We start from the raw sequence: 17,429 nt of genomic DNA, 5'->3' as shown, positions 1-17,429 counted from the left end.
GATCGCCCGAGTGAAAAAGCTCCTCGCCTGGCTATGGACGGTCCTGACGACGCCGGCCGCCACGCTCAGCCTCGCCTTCCTCACGCTCGGCGGTTTCGTCGGCGGCGTCATGTTTTGGGGCGCCTTCAACACGGCGCTTGAAATGACCAACAAGGAGGCCTTCTGCATCTCCTGTCATGAGATGCGTGCGAATGTTTATGAGGAACTGACCCGGACGGTGCATTTCTCCAACCGTTCCGGCGTGCGCGCCTCCTGCCCGGATTGTCATGTGCCGCATGAATGGACCGACAAGATTGCCCGCAAGATGCAGGCTTCCAAGGAGGTCTGGGGCAAGATTTTCGGCACCATCGATACGCGCAAGAAGTTTCTCGACCATCGCCTGGAGCTTGCACAGCATGAGTGGTCGCGCCTGAAAGCAAATGACAGCCTTGAATGCCGCAACTGCCACTCATCCGCCGCCATGGACTTTACCAAGCAGACGCAGCGTGCCGCAGACATCCATTCTAAATATCTGCTGACGGGCAAGGCCACCTGCATCGATTGCCACAAGGGCATCGCCCATGAATTGCCAAATATGGAAGGCATCGATCCCGGCTGGAAAATGCCGCCGGCGCTCAACGATGAACCGGGACAGACGGCGTCTGCGGTCGATGATCTGCGCCGCGCCATGAGCGATGTGCACCGGAACGTTTTCTGAGCATCAGGTGCGGGCATGGGAAGCCGGGGTCAGGCCCGTCCGGCTTCCTCGATGAACCGGCGCAATAGCGGCAGATGCCGTCTTTCGGCAAGGCAGACGGCGTATTCGTCGATCAGTTCGCGGGCATCGCCCAGAGGAACGAAGGAAAGCCGCGCATCGTGGCCGAATTCCAGATCGGCGACCACGCCGCATCCCACCCCGTTGGCAATCGCTTCCCGCACGCCTTCTCTGGAGGAGATTTCGATCACCGGCTGGATGGTGATGCCGTGATCGGCAAGGTTTTTTTCGAAGATTTCACGCGTGCGCGATCCGCGCTCGCGCATGACGAAGGACAGGCCTTCCAGTTCGGCCATAAGAACGTTCTGCCGCGCAGCCAGCGGATGCGAGACGGGGACGCATAGACCAAGCCGCATGCTGAGAAACTTGACGCCGTAAAGGCGCGGATCGTCGGGCGCGCGGGCGGTGATGGCGACATCGGCCCGGTAATCGATGATCTGCTCCACCACCCGTGCCGAATTGTCGACCGAAAGGGAAAAGGTCAGCTGCGGCCGCTCGGCCTTCAGCCGCGAAAGAATGGGAAGCGGCAGAATTGGGCCATCGGCTGCCACGCGCAGGTGCCCGCCCGCGGCACTTTCCCCACCGCGAAGGAGGGCTCTCGCCTCATTTTCCGCCTGGAACAGGCGCGCTGTGATTTCGAACAGGCGTTCGCCCTGCGGGCTAAGGCTTACCCCCCGCGGTTTTCTTTCCAGAAGGTTCACGCCGCTGATCGCCTCCAGTTCCCGCACATGGGCCGAAAGGGTGGACTGGCTTATCGCCATGTCCCGTGCAGCCTGGGAAAAACCACCCGATTGCGCGACGATATGAAAGGCCTTCAGCTGCGTGGTCGACATGGGGTCCTGTTCTGCCGCCGGTCGACACGACTGGCGCCGATGCGGAGTAATTATCGGTGAAAACGCTGACAACTCCGTGACGCCTGCGGGATGACTTTATTAACCTCACTGCGAAACCGATGGCGGGCATGGGAAATCGCTATGGCGCGTTTACGATTTGTTAGGAATTCGTCATCGGCGCGTTAGTCGCTGTCCTTAATCGTGCCGGCATGGCCAAAGGGCCAACCCGTTTCACGCAAAAAGGCCAATGAGATGACGACACCTCAAAACTCGATCGCCAATCCCATCGAATCCTCTTCTGATTGGCTGCTGGCCATTCCTCGCCTGTCGCGCGAGCAGGGCATTCTCATTTCGCCGAACGGCATTGGCCTCGCGACCTCCTACAGCCTCGTTTACGACGCCTACTTCCCGACGGGCGGTTTTGCGGCGAACGGCGCCAAGTGGATACCCTTTCTGCAGACAGATCCCACCAATGCCAGCGACAACGATATTTTCGGCAAGACCGTCGGCATGGAACGCTACGGCCTCGGCACAAGCGGCGATTTCCGCGGCACGGCCAAGCTGGACGCCTGGAACCGTATCGGTCTGACGATCGAAAAGGACGCCAGCGGCGGCGTATCGATGAAGAAATACATTAACGGCGATTTCATCTCGGAACAGAAGATTGCCGCCTCCGGCGCGGGACGTTTCGCAATCGACCTCGCCAAGGGCTTCCTGATCTTCTCCGATGACAACGGGCAGACCTCTGCCGGTTACCTCAGCAATCTTCTCTTCTTGAAAGGCGCGCTGACGCAGGACGAGATGGCGGTCCTTGGCGGCGTCAAGGCGGGCGGTATTCTGCCGGATACGATGAGAGAGGCGGTTCTCGCCTCCGCCCCGCTTGAATTCCGGTTCACAGAGGGTTCCACCGCACCGGCCATTGGCGAGGGCGCCATCGGCGGCAAGAATGTAGAGCTTTCGACCACGACGGCAAAGGACGCTGGAATTCCGGCTGTCGGCGAACTGCCTGCGCCGGTCGATCCGGCCGCCGCCGCCAAGACCGCCGCCATCAAGGACATGATGGTGACGCCCGATGCGCAGAATGTCACGCTTGACCTTTCCAAGCATTTCTCCGGTGAAAACCTCACCTTTACCGTGCAGAACAGCAAGAACGAGATCCTCACCGCGGCGGTGACGGACGGAAACAAGCTGGTGCTAGACTTTTCGGCTCTCGGCCACTCCGACATCCGCGTGACGGCCACCGACGCCGCCGGCACAAGCGTGACGGACGACTTCCGCGTGCGTGTGGCAGGCCCCAATGCCTACACCATCGCCGTTTTTCCCGATACGCAGGACTATACGTCCAATGACGGCATCAAGCATGTATTCGGCGAGATGACGCAATGGCTGATCGACAACCGCCAGAACCACAAGATCGTCTTCATGAGCCATGTGGGTGACGTCACCCAGAACAATCAGAGCGGCGAATGGGACATCGCCGAGGCGGCGCTGCGCAAGCTCGACGGCAAGCTTCCTTACGCGATCCTGCCCGGAAACCACGATCAGGCGAATGGCGGAAGTGCCGCCGACCATTCTTCCAACGAACTGGATCGCCGTTTCTCGGCGGAAAAGCAGGCCGCCACCAATCCCGGCGTCTTCGGTGGCGCTTACGATCAGGAGCAGGCTGCCGGGCGCAATACCTATAGCACCTTCACCGCGCCTGACGGCACCAAGTGGCTGTCGATCTCGCTCGAATTCGGCCCGCGTGACGACGTGATCCGCTGGGCGGGCGACGTGATCGAGAAATATCCCGACCATCGCGTCATGCTGGCGACGCATTCGCTGACAAGCTATGCGACGCGCCAGGACAATCTGGCCCTGCCGCTTTATGACGAAGGCGCCGGTTACGACTATGGCATGCGCACCGACCAGCGCGGCGCAAACGACGGCGAATATGTCGCCCGCATATTGCTGTCGCGTTATCCCAACATCGTCATGACCTTCTCCGGCCATATTTTCGGCGACGGCGCGGAAACGGACATCACCTACAACCAGTATGGCGAACCGGTCTTCCAGTTCCTCGTCAACTACCAGAACGGCGTGTCGCGCGAAATTACCGGCAATGGCGATCAGGACAAGGGTGATAATGGCGGTAACGGCGCGATACGCCTGATCACAATCGATCCCGACAATAACCGCATCACCACCGAAACCTATTTCACCGCCTTCGACGACTATCTCGACGGTTATCGCACCAAGCCGGAACTCGATCGCGACGGCCTGACCGGTTATTATCGCGGCCATCAGGAAGTGTTTGAGAATGTCTATGTCGGCAAGGGCACGGCGCGCGCCATGGCCGAGGCCGGGGACGACATCGTCGCCAACGCCACTGCTGGCGCGTCTTCCGCAAGCGTCGCGTTATCCGGTGCAAAGTCGCTGCTCGCGGGTGAGGTTCAGAGCTTCGTCTGGACCGACAAAAATGGCGATATCGTCGCCGAAGGCAAGGAAGCGGTGGCCGATCTCGCTCTCGGCAAGCACAAGCTGACCCTGACGGCAACGGATGTGAACGGCGTCAAGACCAGAGACACAGTCGATGTTCTGGTGCGCGGCGACCGCACTCTGCTTGTTGAAAACTTCAACGACGGCAAGGCCGACGGCTGGGCCACCGATTTCGGCGGCGCCGACGGCAATACCGGAGCTTTCCTGCTAAAGGGAACGGTATTTTCCCGGCCGACCGCCAGCGCCAATCTCGCCGCCCCCGAAGCCGCGCTTTTCGACCAGAGCGATGCGGTGGGCAACAAGCTCGTTTATATCGGCGCTCAATCGGCTGGCTGGAGCGACTACGTGTTGGAGGCGACGCTCACTCAGCTCGATAACGATGCGATGGGCGTCTATTTCTACTACAAGGATGCGAATAATTATTATCGCTTCGCCATGGACGGTGAAACAAACCGTCGCCAGCTGGTAAAGGTCGCCGATGGCAAGGCGGTCCTGCTTGCCGAGGTCAAAGAAGGCACGCCTTATAACATGGAAATCCCGCTGACGGTTGCCGTAGTTGGCGGTGCCATCAACATTTTCCTCGGTGACAAGAACGTGTTCGGCGGCCCCCTCATGGACGCGACCGCACCGCTTTCCGGCGGCACTATCGGCGTCTATTCCAGTGGCCAGCGCGCTTCGGTCTTTGACGATATCGTTGTCACCAGGGCCGTTACGACCGCAAAAGCGGGTATCGACCAAAGAGCCTATGACATCGATGGCGACGGCAAGGCTTCCGTCACGCTCGATGCGTCGGGTTCCTTTGGACCTGAGCAACTCACCGGATTCGTCTGGACGGACCTCAAGGGCAATGTCGTCGCAACCGGCAAGAAGGCCGATGTCGCCCTCGATGCGGGCGTCAACAAGCTGCTTCTGAAAGTGACCTCCGCCAATGGTTCCGTTTCGACGGATCGCATCGATGTCACGATCGTCGACCGGACGAAAATCCTGGTCGCCGAGGATTTCTCCTCGGCCGAGGCAATGGCGCGTTTCAAGGTTGTCGACGAGGGCGAACTCGGCGGTATCGGACCGGACGGCAAAGCGTCCGAATGGCTGGTCTCCGATGGCAAACTGCTTCAGACGACCGGACTTGCCAGCCGCGAACTGACGTGGACTGGAGCAACGGCAACAGACTACTGGCAGCGCGGCTGGAGCCCGCTTGGCGATGGCGTTAACGTCCTTCGTCTCGGCACCTACGCCCTGTTCAATGACCCGGCGGCGCTTGCCTGGACCGACTACGCCATTGAGGCGACAATCCAGACGCCAGACAAGGACGGTCTCGGCTTCCTGTTCCGCTACAAGGACAGCAAGAATTACTACAAGCTGGAACTGGATGCTGACGGCATTCTCGACCGCAGTCCAAGAAACGGCGCCGGCAGCATCTTCAACCTCGTGCGCATGAAGAACGGCATCGAGGAAATTCTGGCCCAGGTTCCGGGTAAATACGAACCCGGCCAGGCGATGAAACTGCGCGTCGAGGTCGTCGCCGACAAGATCACCGCCTTCCTCAATGACGAGGCCCTGTTCGCCTATCCGATCGGCGACCGCGAACTCGATGCTGGTACCTTCGGCCTTTATTCCTGGGGCAATGCCGGTCTGACCTTCGACAATCTGACTGTCGTCGACCTGAAATTCGGGCTTGATGCAGGCAATATCGTCAACGGTACCGATGGGCACGACTTACTTGAAGCCAAAACTGCCGACACGACGATCCTCGGCCGTGACGGCAATGATACGCTCCTCGGCTCAACAGGCGATGATCGTCTGGATGGTGGCAATGGTGATGATGCGCTGATTGGCGGCGCGGGCCGCGATGCGCTTTCCGGCGGTGCCGGTGATGACAAGCTCTGGGGCGATGCCGGCGACGACATGATTTCGGGTGGTCTTGGTGACGATTTCATCGAGGGTGGCCGCGGCAACGACCTGCTGATCGGCGGTGATGGATCGGACCTCTATCGTTACGGACGCGGCGATGGTTCCGACACCATCTTCGAGGCTGCGCCGGCATCTCGGGCGACCGACATTCTTTACCTGCACGATATTGCCAGAAATGAAGCCGTTCTGCGCAAATATGGCCAGTCCGTCGAAATCGAACTGGCGGGCGGCGAAAAACTGTCGCTGCGCAACCAGCTGGCGGATGGCGGTATCGAAATGCTGCGTTTCGCTGATGGTACAAACCTCAGCCGTGAGGCCATCGCCAAGGGCCTCGTGAACCGGCGTCCGGTCGCGGTGTCTGAAACGCTTGCCGCGATCGATGAGGATGCCGCATCCTTCCTCATTCCGTTCAGCGCCCTGCTTGCGAATGACAAGGACGCCGATCTGGACATATTGACAGTGGCCAGCGTTTTCAGTGTCGTTGGCGGAACTGCTGTTCTGGAAGAAACCGGCATCCGCTTTTCGGCAGCCGCCAATTTCAACGGCAAGGCATCTTTCAGCTACAAGATCGCTGACGGTCGCGGCGGTTCCAGCGAAGCGACTGCGGCCTTCACCATCAAGCCGGTCAATGACGCGCCTGTCGCCGCCTCGATCGCCGCGACTACCGACGAGGATATCGCCCTTAAAGGCAATATCGTTGCCTCCGACGTCGATGGCGACACACTTTCCTATGCCATCAAGACGGGCGCAAATGCCTCGAAGGGCACTGTCGCGATGGATGCCGCAACCGGTGAATGGGCCTATACGCCGAACACAAATGTCAACGGAACCGACAGTTTCACGGTTGTCGTTTCGGATGGCAAGGGCGGCAGCGTCGAGAGCGTGGTGACCCTGACGATAGCTCCCGTCAACGATGCGCCTGTTGCTGTTGCGGACAGGATTGCGCTGGCGGAAAAGGACAAGGCCGCTTTCGATCTCGTCGCCAACGACACCGACGTGGAAGGCGACCGTCTTGCACTCGTCAGCATCGCCGTGACGGCGGTTGCGGGCCTTGCCATAACCAATCAGCAGGCGGCTGCCGCCTTCTCGACGGTGGACGGCAAGCTGGTTGTCGATCCTTCCTCCGCCTTTGCGGCGCTGGAGGATGGGCAGCTGGCGACCGTGACGCTCAGCTACACGGTTCGTGATGCAAATGGCGGCGAAGCCAAGGGCACCACGACGGTCACCGTGGACGGCTATACCGAATACAACATCGTTGAAGGCGGTAATGGCGACGACATGCTGATCGGGACCAGCCGCAAGGACATGCTCGAAGGCGGCGATGGTGACGACACGATGGTTGCCGGTGAAGGCAACGACATGGTGGATGCCGGCGCCGGTAACGACCGTGTTCTCGCCGGCGAGGGCAATGATGTGATCGACGGCGGCGCGGGCAATGACGTGCTGATGGGCGGATCCGGTAACGACGTCATAAGCGGTGGAGCTGGAAACGACACGCTGAATGGCGGCGCAGGTGATGATACGCTGAGCGGTGGCACCGGCAATGATACCCTGACGGGTGGCAGCGGCGCCGACACCTTTGTTTTCGCCGCCGGTAATGGTCGCGATGTCGTCACCGACTTTCAGGCCGGTGCCGAGGGCAAGGATGTCGTTCAGCTCTCGAAGGATATCTTCGCGGACTACCAGACGCTCATCGCGTCCGGTTCCTTCACCAATGGGGAAAACGGCGCTGAGGTTACCTTCAACGATGGCTCTTCCATCACCTTCGCCAATGTGAAGACAGAACAATTCGCCATCGACGACTTCCGCTTCGCCTGAACCATGAAAGGTGCATCCGATCGGATGCGCCTTTTTTCGCTCGCAGGCATCTGTCACCGGCGCGTTATCGCCGGCTGATATCGCCATCGCGATCTCAACGGATAGTAAAAATGCGTTTTCACTCTGCCAATAATAATGTTCGCCAGATCAAGGGTGTGTTCGCCGGCTGTGCCGGCGCTTTCATCGGCATTGGGCTGATGAGCGCTCTGGTCAATATTCTTTATCTCACCGGCTCGCTGTTCATGATGGAGGTCTATGACCGCGTCCTGCCAAGCCGCAGCCTGCCGACGCTGGTCGCCCTGTTCGGCATCGTCGTGGTTCTTTACGCGTTTCAAGGCCTGTTTGATGCCCTGCGTGGCCGTTTGCTGGTGCGGCTTTCCGATCGTCTCGATCAGGCGCTGTCATCGAAGATCTACGATGCGGTTCTCGGCCTTCAGCTGCGCCTGCCCGTTAGCGGCCGTCAGGCGCAGCCGCTTCGCGATCTTGATACGATCCGCTCGTTCCTGTCTGGCAGCGGGCCGCTTGCGTTGTTCGACCTGCCCTGGCTGCCATTTTATATTGCCATCTGTTTCGCTTTCCATTTCTGGCTCGGTGTTACCGCGCTTGCCGGTGCGGCCATCCTGACGATTTTCACGCTGATGACGGAGCTGGTGTCACGGCGTCCGGTGGAGGAGGCGGCGCGCCACTCCGCCAAACGTAACCGACTGGCCGAAACCAGCCGCCGCAATGCTGATATTATTTCCGTCATGGGAATGGCTTTGCCACTACGCGAACGCTGGCAGGCGGATAACCGCGCCTATGTCCGCGAGCAGAGATCGGCAAGCGATGTCGCATCCGGTTTCGGCGTGGCGAGCAAGGTACTGCGTATGCTGCTGCAATCCGGCATCCTGGCGGTCGGTGCCTGGCTCGTCATCAACGAACAGGCAACGCCGGGCATCATCATTGCCGGTTCCATCCTGTCGGCAAGGGCGCTGGCGCCGGTCGATCTCGCCATCGCCAACTGGAAAGGTTTCATCGCCGCCCGGCAAAGCCGCCGACGTCTCGAAAAAACGCTGGCGCTGCTGCCGGACGGGACCGCGCGCATGGATCTGCCCGCGCCGCACGCCCTTCTCTCGGTCGAGCGGGTGGGCGCCATGCCGCCCGAAGCGACTGAACCGGTGCTGCAGGACATCGTCTTCACACTCGCAGCCGGCAGCGCCCTTGGTGTGATCGGCGCAAGCGGCTCCGGCAAGAGTTCACTGGCACGGCTTCTCGTCGGCCTCTGGCGGCCGCTCAAAGGCGCCATTCGGCTGGATGGTGCGACGCTGGACCAGTGGCCGGCCGAGGCGTTGGCCCGCCATATCGGCTACATGCCGCAATCTGTCGAACTGCTGGACGGCACAATCGCCGAAAATATCGCCTCCTTCGATCCGGAAGCGAGTTCGGAAAAGATCATCACGGCGGCGCGTGCGGCGCGAATTCACGATCTCGTTGTCAGCCTGCCGGACGGTTACTCCACCGAGGTCGGAGAAACCGGACGGCAATTGTCGGCGGGGCAGAAACAACGGATCGCCCTTGCGCGAGCGCTTTATGGTGAACCGTTTCTGGTCGTGCTCGACGAGCCGAATTCCAATCTCGATTCAGAGGGTGAGGATGCGCTGACCGCGGCCATTCTCGGGGTTCGCGAACGTGGCGGCGTGGCCGTCATCATCGCCCATCGTCCAAGCGCGCTTTTTGCCGTGGACAAGGTGCTGATGCTTGCCGACGGCCGCCAGCAGGCTTTCGGTCCGAAGGAGGAAGTGCTTGCCAAGGTGCTGCGCCCGGTTGGCGGCACGGCAGGCGCGCTCAAGGTCGTGCAGGCGGCGGAAACAGGAAAGGCTTGAAAATGGATGAATGGCAGACACTCAGGCGCTCGATCCGCAATCACCTTGTTGTCGGAGGTCTCGGATTTCTGACCCTGACGGGCCTGTTCGGCGGTTGGGCGGTTGGCACGGAGATTGTCGGCGCGGTAATTGCGCAGGGATCGCTGGTGGTTGAAACCAGCCTCAAGAAAGTCCAGCATCCGGCGGGCGGCGTCGTCAGCGAGCTGATGGTGCGCGACGGCGACCGGGTAAAGGCTGGCGATGTGGTGATGCGCATTGATGCGACAATGACGAAGGCCAATCTGGCCATCGTCGTCAAAAGCCTCGATCAATTTACCGCTCGCAAGGCGCGGCTTGAAACTGAGCGCGACCGAGCCGGTAGCGTGGTGTTTCCGCAGGCTTTGCTCGTTCGGGCCGATGATGCCGAGATTGCCGCGGCGATGAACGCGGAGCAGCGTCTTTATGAAACCCGCAAGGCCGTCCGTGAAAGCAAAAAAAGCCAGCTCGAACAGCGTGTGCGACAGCTTCGTGATGAGATAACCGGCATGGAGGCTGAGCGGGCAGCAAATTTCCGCGAGCAAGGGATGGTCGATGAGGAATTGAACCGCTTTCGCTCCCTGCACGAAAGGGGCCTGATGGAAAGAAGCCGGCTCAGCACGCTGGAGCGTCAGGCGACGGATATCGAAGGCGATATCGGTCGGCTGATGGCGGGCATTGCCGGCGTCGAGGCGAAGATCAGTGAAACGGCACTGCAAATCCTTCAGGTTGATGAGCAATGGTCGGAAGAGGTCGGCTCGGACCTGCGTGAAATGGAAGCCCGCATCGGCGAATATGTCGAGCGGCGCGTGGCGGCTGAAGACCAGTTGAAACGTGTCGATATCATCGCGCCGCAGGATGGCGTCGTGCATCAGCTTTCAGTGCACACCGTCGGCGGTGTTGTGGCGCCCGGTGAGCCGATCATGATGATCGTACCGGAGGTGGACAAGCTGGTGGTTGAGGCCAAGGTTGCGCCGCAGGATATCGACCAGATTTATTATGGTCAGCTGACGAACCTGCGCTTCTCCGCCTTCAACCAGAAGACCACGCCGGAAATCACCGGAACGGTGGAGCGTATTTCTGCGGATGTGACGGTGGATCAGCGAACAGGTGCCAGCCACTACGTGGTGCGTGTTGCAACCTCTCCGGAGCAGATAAAGCGGCTTGGGGAATTCAGCCTGATGCCCGGCATGCCGGTGGAAGCCTTTATCACTACCGGTGAGAGAAGCGTTTTGTCGTATTTTCTCAAGCCTCTGCTCGATCAGGCTAACCGGACGTTCCGCGAGGTCTGACGGTTTGTGCGTCGGGTTATCGGCCGGCAGAAGCGCCGCGACGGGAAGGACAGGCGGCCAGCAGAGGTCTTGCCCATCCTTCCCGTAAACGGTTGGGATGAGGGTGAGCAGAAGCTCAGTGCCGACCTAACCGGCATTTCTTTCTGAAAACGATGCGGCTTGTGACGAAAAGCCGGCCACACAGAATTCCGAAAAAACGAAGCGTCGATATTACCCTCAAGAAAAACGCCGTGCATCCTTCAGGCGCACGGCGTTTTTTATCATAGAACCGGCTTTCCATTGTACGGGCAGCCGGTTCTTTTGTGCTTATGCGTCAGCCGATCTGCGCGTTGTCGTCACGCTTGATGGCGATGACGGCAGAGCGCGGCAGCTTGCCTTCGCCGTCCGGGAAGGGGGCGTCGGGGTGCTGGATGCCGACGAAGTGGGTGCGCTTGTCGCCGGACCATGTCTGGCCGGTGACTTCGGAACCCTTTGGCGCGGTCAGGAAGCGCTCGATGCGGCCGGTGGCCGGGTCGCCCGCCAGCATCTGGTTGTTGCCCTGGCCGGCGAAGTTGCCTTCGTTGCTGTCTTCACCGTCTGTCTGGATCCAGAGGAGACCGGTACTGTCGAACATCATGCCGTCGGGCGAGTTGAACATGTTGCCTTCGTTGATGTTCGAGGAGCCGGCAAAGGCGTCCTTGTGAACGGAAGGGTTGCCGGCCATGCAGAACAGGTCCCACTTGAACTTTGGATCGGCATGGTCGTCATTTTCCGGATACCAGCGCACGATCTGGCCATATTCGTTCTTCTCGCGCGGGTTGGCGGCATTGATTGCCATGGCGTCGCCGCCGGCATTCGCACGCAGCTTGCCGTCCTTCATTTCGCCGCGGCGGCTGTTGTTGGTCAGCGCGCAATAGGCTTCGATGGCGACCGGGTTGATGGCGACCCATTCCGGGCGGTCCATGGTGGTCGCACCCACCTTGGAGGCGGCCTGACGGGTGAAGACGCAGATTTCGTCGATCTTCATGCCGGTGGTTTCAGGCGTGAGAGCCATCCACTCGCCAGCGCCGTCTTCGGAGAATTTGGCGACGTAGAGCGTGCCTTCGTCGAGCAGTTTGGAGGTATCGCCGCCCGGAACATAGATGCCGTTGGAGACGAATTTGTAGAGGAATTCGCCACGCTCGTCGTCACCCATGTAAACGACGACGCGGCCGTCACGGGCAATCACCATGGCGGCGTTTTCGTGCTTGATGCGGCCAAGCGCGGTGCGCTTGATCGGGGTGGAGGAGGCGTCCGAAGGATCGATCTCGACCACGTAACCGGCGCGGCGTGGTTCGTTCGGGTTCTTGGCAACGTCGAAACGTGCGTCGAATTTCTCATAGGCGTAGCGCGTCTCGGCGACGATGCCATAACGCTTGTAGTCATCGGGCAACTTGAAGGCGGTATCGGCAGTGCCGAAATAGCCGTTGAAGTTTTCCTCGCAGGTGAGGTAGGTGCCCCAGGGCGTGCGGCCGGCACCGCAATTGTTGAAGGTCCCGAGACAGTCGACACCATCGGGATCGGCGGCGGTCTTGACGAGATCGGAGCCTGCGGCCGGGCCGGAAAGCTTCATTGGTGTATTGTGGTGGATACGGCGGTTGAACGGGCTGTCGAGAACGATTTCCCAGCCTTCGTTGCCTTCCGCGACTTCCATGACGGTAACGCCCTGCATGTTCTGCAGGATCTTCACGTCGTCGGCCGTCTTCGGGTTGCCCTTGTCCGTGTGCGGGAGGTTGATTTCCGGGTTTACGTATTCATGGTTGACGGCGATCAGCTGATGGGCGCCGACCATGAAGAGTTCCATGCCGTCGGTGTTTTCACCGAAGACCTTGTCGGAGTTTTCAACGCTGACAGCCTTGGCCGGGTCGAGATCGGGAACGTTGGAGAACAGCGGCTGGCCCCACTTGGCAACCGGCTTCCAGCTGTAACCTTCCGGCACGTGAATGGTGTGGTCGGTGGCGGCGGCTACCGGCTTGAAGGGGAAGCGGCCGGCGGCGGCTTCCTGCGCTTCGGCCGAAGTGCTGGTCATCAGGTTGCCGAGCGTGCCCATGGCAGCTGCGGCCGAGCCGAAGGCCAGCACGCCACCGAGGAAACCGCGGCGGGAAATCGCGGTCTCGACCACGCGGTCGAAATCGGTTTCGGCCGGCGGCGGGTTTTGCAGTTCATCCCATTCGTCCCAGGACAGCTTGCTCGTATCGATGTCGGTCATATCGTATCTCCACCGTTTACATGTTTGGAATCATTCCAACAAGCTGCGTACCGCTTGAGTATTTCACACGGATGACGGGAGGAGTGGCTTTAAATATGAGATTGTGAGAACAGAATTTGCCATTTTTCCCTCATTGCGGGAGAAGGACGCGCGTAAGCACGAGGCCGTCGAAATGGCCAAAGCGGAAGGAAATCTCAGTTCCCTCACGCCAATTGCCGGTGAGGTCGGCGGTCAGTCGAAGTGAGCCCGAGCCATCGGCATCGTAAGCGGATAATTCGGCCGCCTCAAAAAAGAAAAGCCGTTTCACAGTTGGATAAAGCGCCTTGAACAGGCTTTCCTTGGCTGAAAAAATCAGCCCGGTCATGAAGGGATCAATGCCTTTTCCTAGCTTGTGACGCTCATTCGCTGTCAAAGCCTGTGGGGCAATATCGCGGGCTTCCTCTTCGGTCAAAAGCTTTTCGATATCAATGCCGATGCCGCAGAAGCGCCTGTCGGAGCCAGCAACGGCAATCGCCCGGTCGCGGCTGTGGGAAATCGCGCCGACCACGCCTTCGGGCCAAATCGGCGCGCGGTCCTCTCCCATGCCTGGAAAAATGGGCCGGCCGGTGAGATGGCGTATGGCTTCCGCCGCGCATCTGCGCCCGGCGATGAATTCCGCCCTGCGTCGGGCCGCAGCGTGCAAAAGCTGCGGCGGCAAGGGAGGGACCTCGCCGCCGCAACCTTCGTCGTCGCTGTAACGAAGGGTGAGGCAATGGCAATCGCATCTGTCGCCCGGCCAAGGCCAGATGGCCTCGGGTGGATCGCCGGAGGCGGCTTTGCGATGAAACGCTGTTGCGATGGCCATGTCCGTCACCCTCATCCAGCGGTCGAGGTCAGGCGGCGAGCGTTGCGCCGCCGTCGACCACGATCTGCTGCATCGTCACGTGGCCAGCCTGATCGGAGGCGAGAAACAGCACCGTATCGGCAATATCGTCCGGCCTTGCGATCTTGCCGAGTGGAATGCCAAGCTTGAACTGCCCCGGCAAGCCAGCAACCAGCCGCTCCTTGCCGTCGGGATCGTTCAGCATACCGGCCAGCATCGGCGTATCGGTGGAGCCGGGTGAGACCACATTGCAGCGCACGCCATAGGGCGCAAGCTCAAGGGCGGCGCAATGGCTGAGACTGACCAGCGCCGCTTTGGAAGCGCAATAGGCCAGCATGCCGATGCGCGGTACCACGGCGGCATTGGAGCCGACATTGACGATTGCGCCACGCCGCTGCCGCTTGAAGATGCCGCTCCATTGCCGCAGCAGATAGAACGGGCCTGCGGCATTGACATCCATGCAGGCTTTCCAGTCTTCCGGCGTCAGGCTTTCGCTGTCGCCGAGCCGCAAAATGCCTGCGGCATTGACGAGAATATCAAGACCACCCCATTCGCTTTCGATTGCCTTGCCTACTCTTTCCACCGCCGCAGCGTCGGTGATATCGAGGGTAATCTGGCGGAAGGAGGCTTCGGTTGTGTCGGCCAGAAGATCGAGGCCGATAACCTCGGCCCCTTCCTCGATGAAACGTTCGGCGATGCGGCGGCCGATGCCTTGGGCCGTGCCTGTCACCAGCACACGCCGCCCGGTAAATCTATGTTGCGTCATCTTGTCCGTCCGCTCAGGCTGCAAGCCGCTTTTCTTCGATCAGCGCCCACCAGGCGGAAAGTGTGGGCACACGCGCAAGCTCATCAAAGCCGACGGTGACGCCGCGTTCCTTCAACTCGCCGGCAAGCTTCATGACCTGCAGCGAGTCCAGCCCGTAGAAGATCAGGTTTTCATCCGGGTCGATCTCGCTTTCGTCCTCCACCATTTGCAGAACGCGGGCTTTCAGCCAATCGCGGGTGTCTGTGGCCTGCTCGGTGCCGGTGAGGCGTGCGGTGTCGATCACCACGCCGCAACGTGTCGCTACATATTGCAGCGCCATGCGATGTTCGGCTTCCGAAAAATCGGCAACCCCGTCGCCGATCATGAAGGGCTGGATATCCTTCATGAAAGCTTCCACCGCCGTCATCATGCAGCCAATATGGGCGTAAACGCCGCCGACGATGATCTGGTCGCGGCCCCAGCCTTTCATGCGTTCAGTAAGATCGGAACGCTGGAAGGCGCTGTAGCGCCACTTGGTCAGCACCACGTCATCAGGTGTCGGGGCGAGCTTATCCACCACCTTCTGCAGTTCCGGGTCGACGACGGTAAGGCCCGGTCCCCACATGTCGTTCAGGAGCGCCCGGTCGCCCGGCGGCTGTTCATGCGGTTGAGCCGTGTAGATGACCGGTACGCCGTTCTGAACCGCCCAGGCCTTCACCTTCGCGAGATTGTCTATGAGGGTCGTCATCAGCTTGCCGTCGGCTTCGTAAAACCGCAGGAAATAACGCTGCATGTCGTGAATGAGCAGCACGGCGCGCTTGGCATCGGGCTGCCATTTTGTCTTGTTGGTCGGAAAGCTCGTGGCAACCGGCATCGGATAATCGGAGATAGTAGGGATCGTCATGAAGACCTCGGTGGTTTGGCGCGCCGGGCGGCGCGTAATCTCGTGGTTTGGGGACGCCCAGTTGAGCGTCCCTTTCGATATGAGCGCGTGTCAGGCACTGACGGCGACGGGTGCCGCAAGTAGGTCGCGCAGGTGTTTCTTGTCGATCTTGCCGACGGCGGTGAGCGGCATCGCGTCGATGAAACGCACCCGATCCGGCAGCTTGTAATCCGCGACGCCGAGAGCGGCGAGATGCTGGCGGATGGCCGGCGCTTTCAGCGCGGGATTGCGCGAGACGACGAAGACGCAGCTTTTCTCACCGAGAAGTTCGTCCTGCATCGCCACCAGCGCGGCATGCGTCACATCAGGGTGCCGCAGGATCAGGTTTTCCACCTCTTCCGAGGCAACTTTTTCGCCGCCGCGGTTGATCTGGTCCTTCACCCGGCCGACGACCCGCAGATAACCTTCGGGCGTGCGCTGCACGACATCGCCGGAGTAATAGAAGCCCTGTTTGTCGAAGACCCGGGCACTGTGCTCGGCGGCGCGGTAATAACCCTGGAACGTATAGGGGCCGCGGGTTGCCAGCATGCCGGCTTCGCCTTCGGGCACATCGTTGCCATCCTCGTCGACAATGCGGATTTCGTCATCCGGGCTGATCGGCCGCCCTTGCGTGGTGAAGACGAGATGGTCGGGATCACCGGCGCGGGTATAGTTCACCAGACCTTCCGCCATGCCGAAGACTTGCTGCAGCGCGCACCCCAGCACTTCCGGCACCTGGCGGGCCAGCGCTTCGGCGAAGCTTGCGCCGCCAACCTGCAACAGCCTGAGGGATTTCAGCCTTTGGCGATGTGCGGGTGCTGCCTGCAACCACAACGCCACGGCCGGCGGTACCAGCGGCACCATGTCGATGCCGTGTTTTTCGATGAGATCGAAGCAGGCAAGCGGTTCCGGATTGGCCGCCATGACCACCGTGCCGCCGGCGTGAAAGACGCCGAGCGCGCCGGGTGAACTCATCGGATAATTATGAGCCACCGGAATGGCGCAAAGAAAACGGGTCTGCGGCGAGAGTTCGCAAATCTCCGCACTGGCCCTGGCGCTGTAATCATAGTCATTATGCGTTCGGGGGATCAGTTTCGGCGTTCCGGTGCTGCCGCCGGAGAGTTGGAACAGCGCAACCTCGTCTGCCGCCGAGGAGGCGTAGGCCGGCGGATTATCCGCAGGCGCGGCAAGCATCGGTTCAAGGCCGCGCTGTGGCTCCGTCGCGCCCAGCAACAGGGTCAGGGAGAGCTGCGGAGAGGTAGCCTTAAGCCCGTCCAGAAACGCGTCATTGGCGAAAAGCTCATGGCTGCGCGAGGCGATCACCAGCTTCGGCGCGATCTGCTCGGCATAGGAGGTCATTTCCAGCCGGCGATGGCTGAAGAGTGCGTTGACGGGTGCCGCGCCGATTTTCATCAATGCGAAAAAGACGAGATAAAACTCGGCGATGTTAGGCAATTGCACCAGCGCGGTATCGCCCTTGCCGATGCCTGCCGCCGCAAGATGGCCGGCGAGATTGGAGGATTGCCGGTCGAGTTCGGCATAGGTGAAGCGGCGCTCACCGCAGATCAGCGCCGTCGCATCCGGCTGGCGCTGCACCTGTTCGGCGAGGATGCGGCTCAATGGCCTGTCGATCCAATAGCCGCGCTCGCGGTATCGGCGCGCCAGATCGTCGGGCCAGCGTTCAAATTCGATTGTCATGGTTTGTCCCTG

At 60.5% G+C, this 17,429-nt stretch carries 10 protein-coding genes; 4 read left to right on the top strand and 6 right to left on the bottom strand.

Annotated features, from left to right (window positions below):
- Position 1: 1 nt before the first annotated feature.
- Entirely contained in the window at positions 2–697 is a 696-nt protein-coding gene (locus JZX89_RS12965) for a NapC/NirT family cytochrome c (RefSeq protein ID WP_369809554.1), read from the top strand.
- A 29-nt stretch (positions 698–726) separates the two neighbouring features.
- Here the strand turns inward: JZX89_RS12965 and JZX89_RS12960 are convergent, their stop codons facing one another.
- Positions 727–1,587: a LysR substrate-binding domain-containing protein gene (locus JZX89_RS12960; protein ID WP_207134268.1), complete on the bottom strand. Its 861-nt coding sequence runs from the start codon at positions 1,585–1,587 to the stop codon at positions 727–729.
- A 252-nt stretch (positions 1,588–1,839) separates the two neighbouring features.
- Between JZX89_RS12960 and JZX89_RS12955 the strand changes: the two genes are divergently transcribed.
- The 3 genes from JZX89_RS12955 (at position 1,840) to JZX89_RS12945 (ending at position 10,963) form a co-directional block, all read left to right on the top strand.
- Positions 1,840–7,794 (top strand): Ig-like domain-containing protein, encoded by a 5,955-nt coding sequence (locus JZX89_RS12955; protein WP_207134267.1) that lies wholly within the window; start codon positions 1,840–1,842, stop codon positions 7,792–7,794.
- A gap of 110 nt (positions 7,795–7,904) precedes the next feature.
- Complete coding sequence (locus JZX89_RS12950; protein ID WP_207134266.1) at positions 7,905–9,656, top strand: type I secretion system permease/ATPase; 1,752 nt, start codon at positions 7,905–7,907, stop codon at positions 9,654–9,656.
- A gap of 2 nt (positions 9,657–9,658) precedes the next feature.
- Complete coding sequence (locus JZX89_RS12945; protein WP_153515850.1) at positions 9,659–10,963, top strand: HlyD family type I secretion periplasmic adaptor subunit; 1,305 nt, start codon at positions 9,659–9,661, stop codon at positions 10,961–10,963.
- A gap of 313 nt (positions 10,964–11,276) precedes the next feature.
- On the opposite strand, the gene JZX89_RS12940 is transcribed toward JZX89_RS12945, so the two are convergent.
- From JZX89_RS12940 to JZX89_RS12920, 5 genes are all read right to left on the bottom strand, one after another.
- Entirely contained in the window at positions 11,277–13,190 is a 1,914-nt protein-coding gene (locus JZX89_RS12940) for a PhoX family protein (RefSeq protein ID WP_207134265.1), read from the bottom strand.
- Between the two features lie 130 nt (positions 13,191–13,320).
- Positions 13,321–14,034, bottom strand: a complete 714-nt coding sequence (locus JZX89_RS12935) for a 4'-phosphopantetheinyl transferase family protein (protein ID WP_207134264.1) — start codon at positions 14,032–14,034, stop codon at positions 13,321–13,323.
- A 28-nt stretch (positions 14,035–14,062) separates the two neighbouring features.
- Complete coding sequence (dhbA, locus tag JZX89_RS12930) at positions 14,063–14,818, bottom strand: 2,3-dihydro-2,3-dihydroxybenzoate dehydrogenase (RefSeq protein ID WP_207134263.1); 756 nt, start codon at positions 14,816–14,818, stop codon at positions 14,063–14,065.
- 13 nt (positions 14,819–14,831) lie between these two features.
- On the bottom strand, positions 14,832–15,701 hold the full coding sequence (locus JZX89_RS12925) for an isochorismatase (protein ID WP_207134262.1): 870 nt from the start codon (positions 15,699–15,701) through the stop codon (positions 14,832–14,834).
- 90 nt (positions 15,702–15,791) lie between these two features.
- The gene (locus tag JZX89_RS12920) at positions 15,792–17,417 is read right to left on the bottom strand and encodes a (2,3-dihydroxybenzoyl)adenylate synthase (RefSeq protein WP_207134261.1); all 1,626 of its coding nucleotides are present in this window, start codon (positions 17,415–17,417) and stop codon (positions 15,792–15,794) included.
- Between the last annotated feature and the right edge of the window lie 12 nt (positions 17,418–17,429).

Source organism: Agrobacterium burrii (assembly GCF_017313405.1).
GTDB classification, from domain to species: domain Bacteria; phylum Pseudomonadota; class Alphaproteobacteria; order Rhizobiales; family Rhizobiaceae; genus Agrobacterium; species Agrobacterium burrii.
Note: the sequence above shows the minus strand (reverse complement) of the source record. Positions and strands in the feature narration are given on the sequence as shown.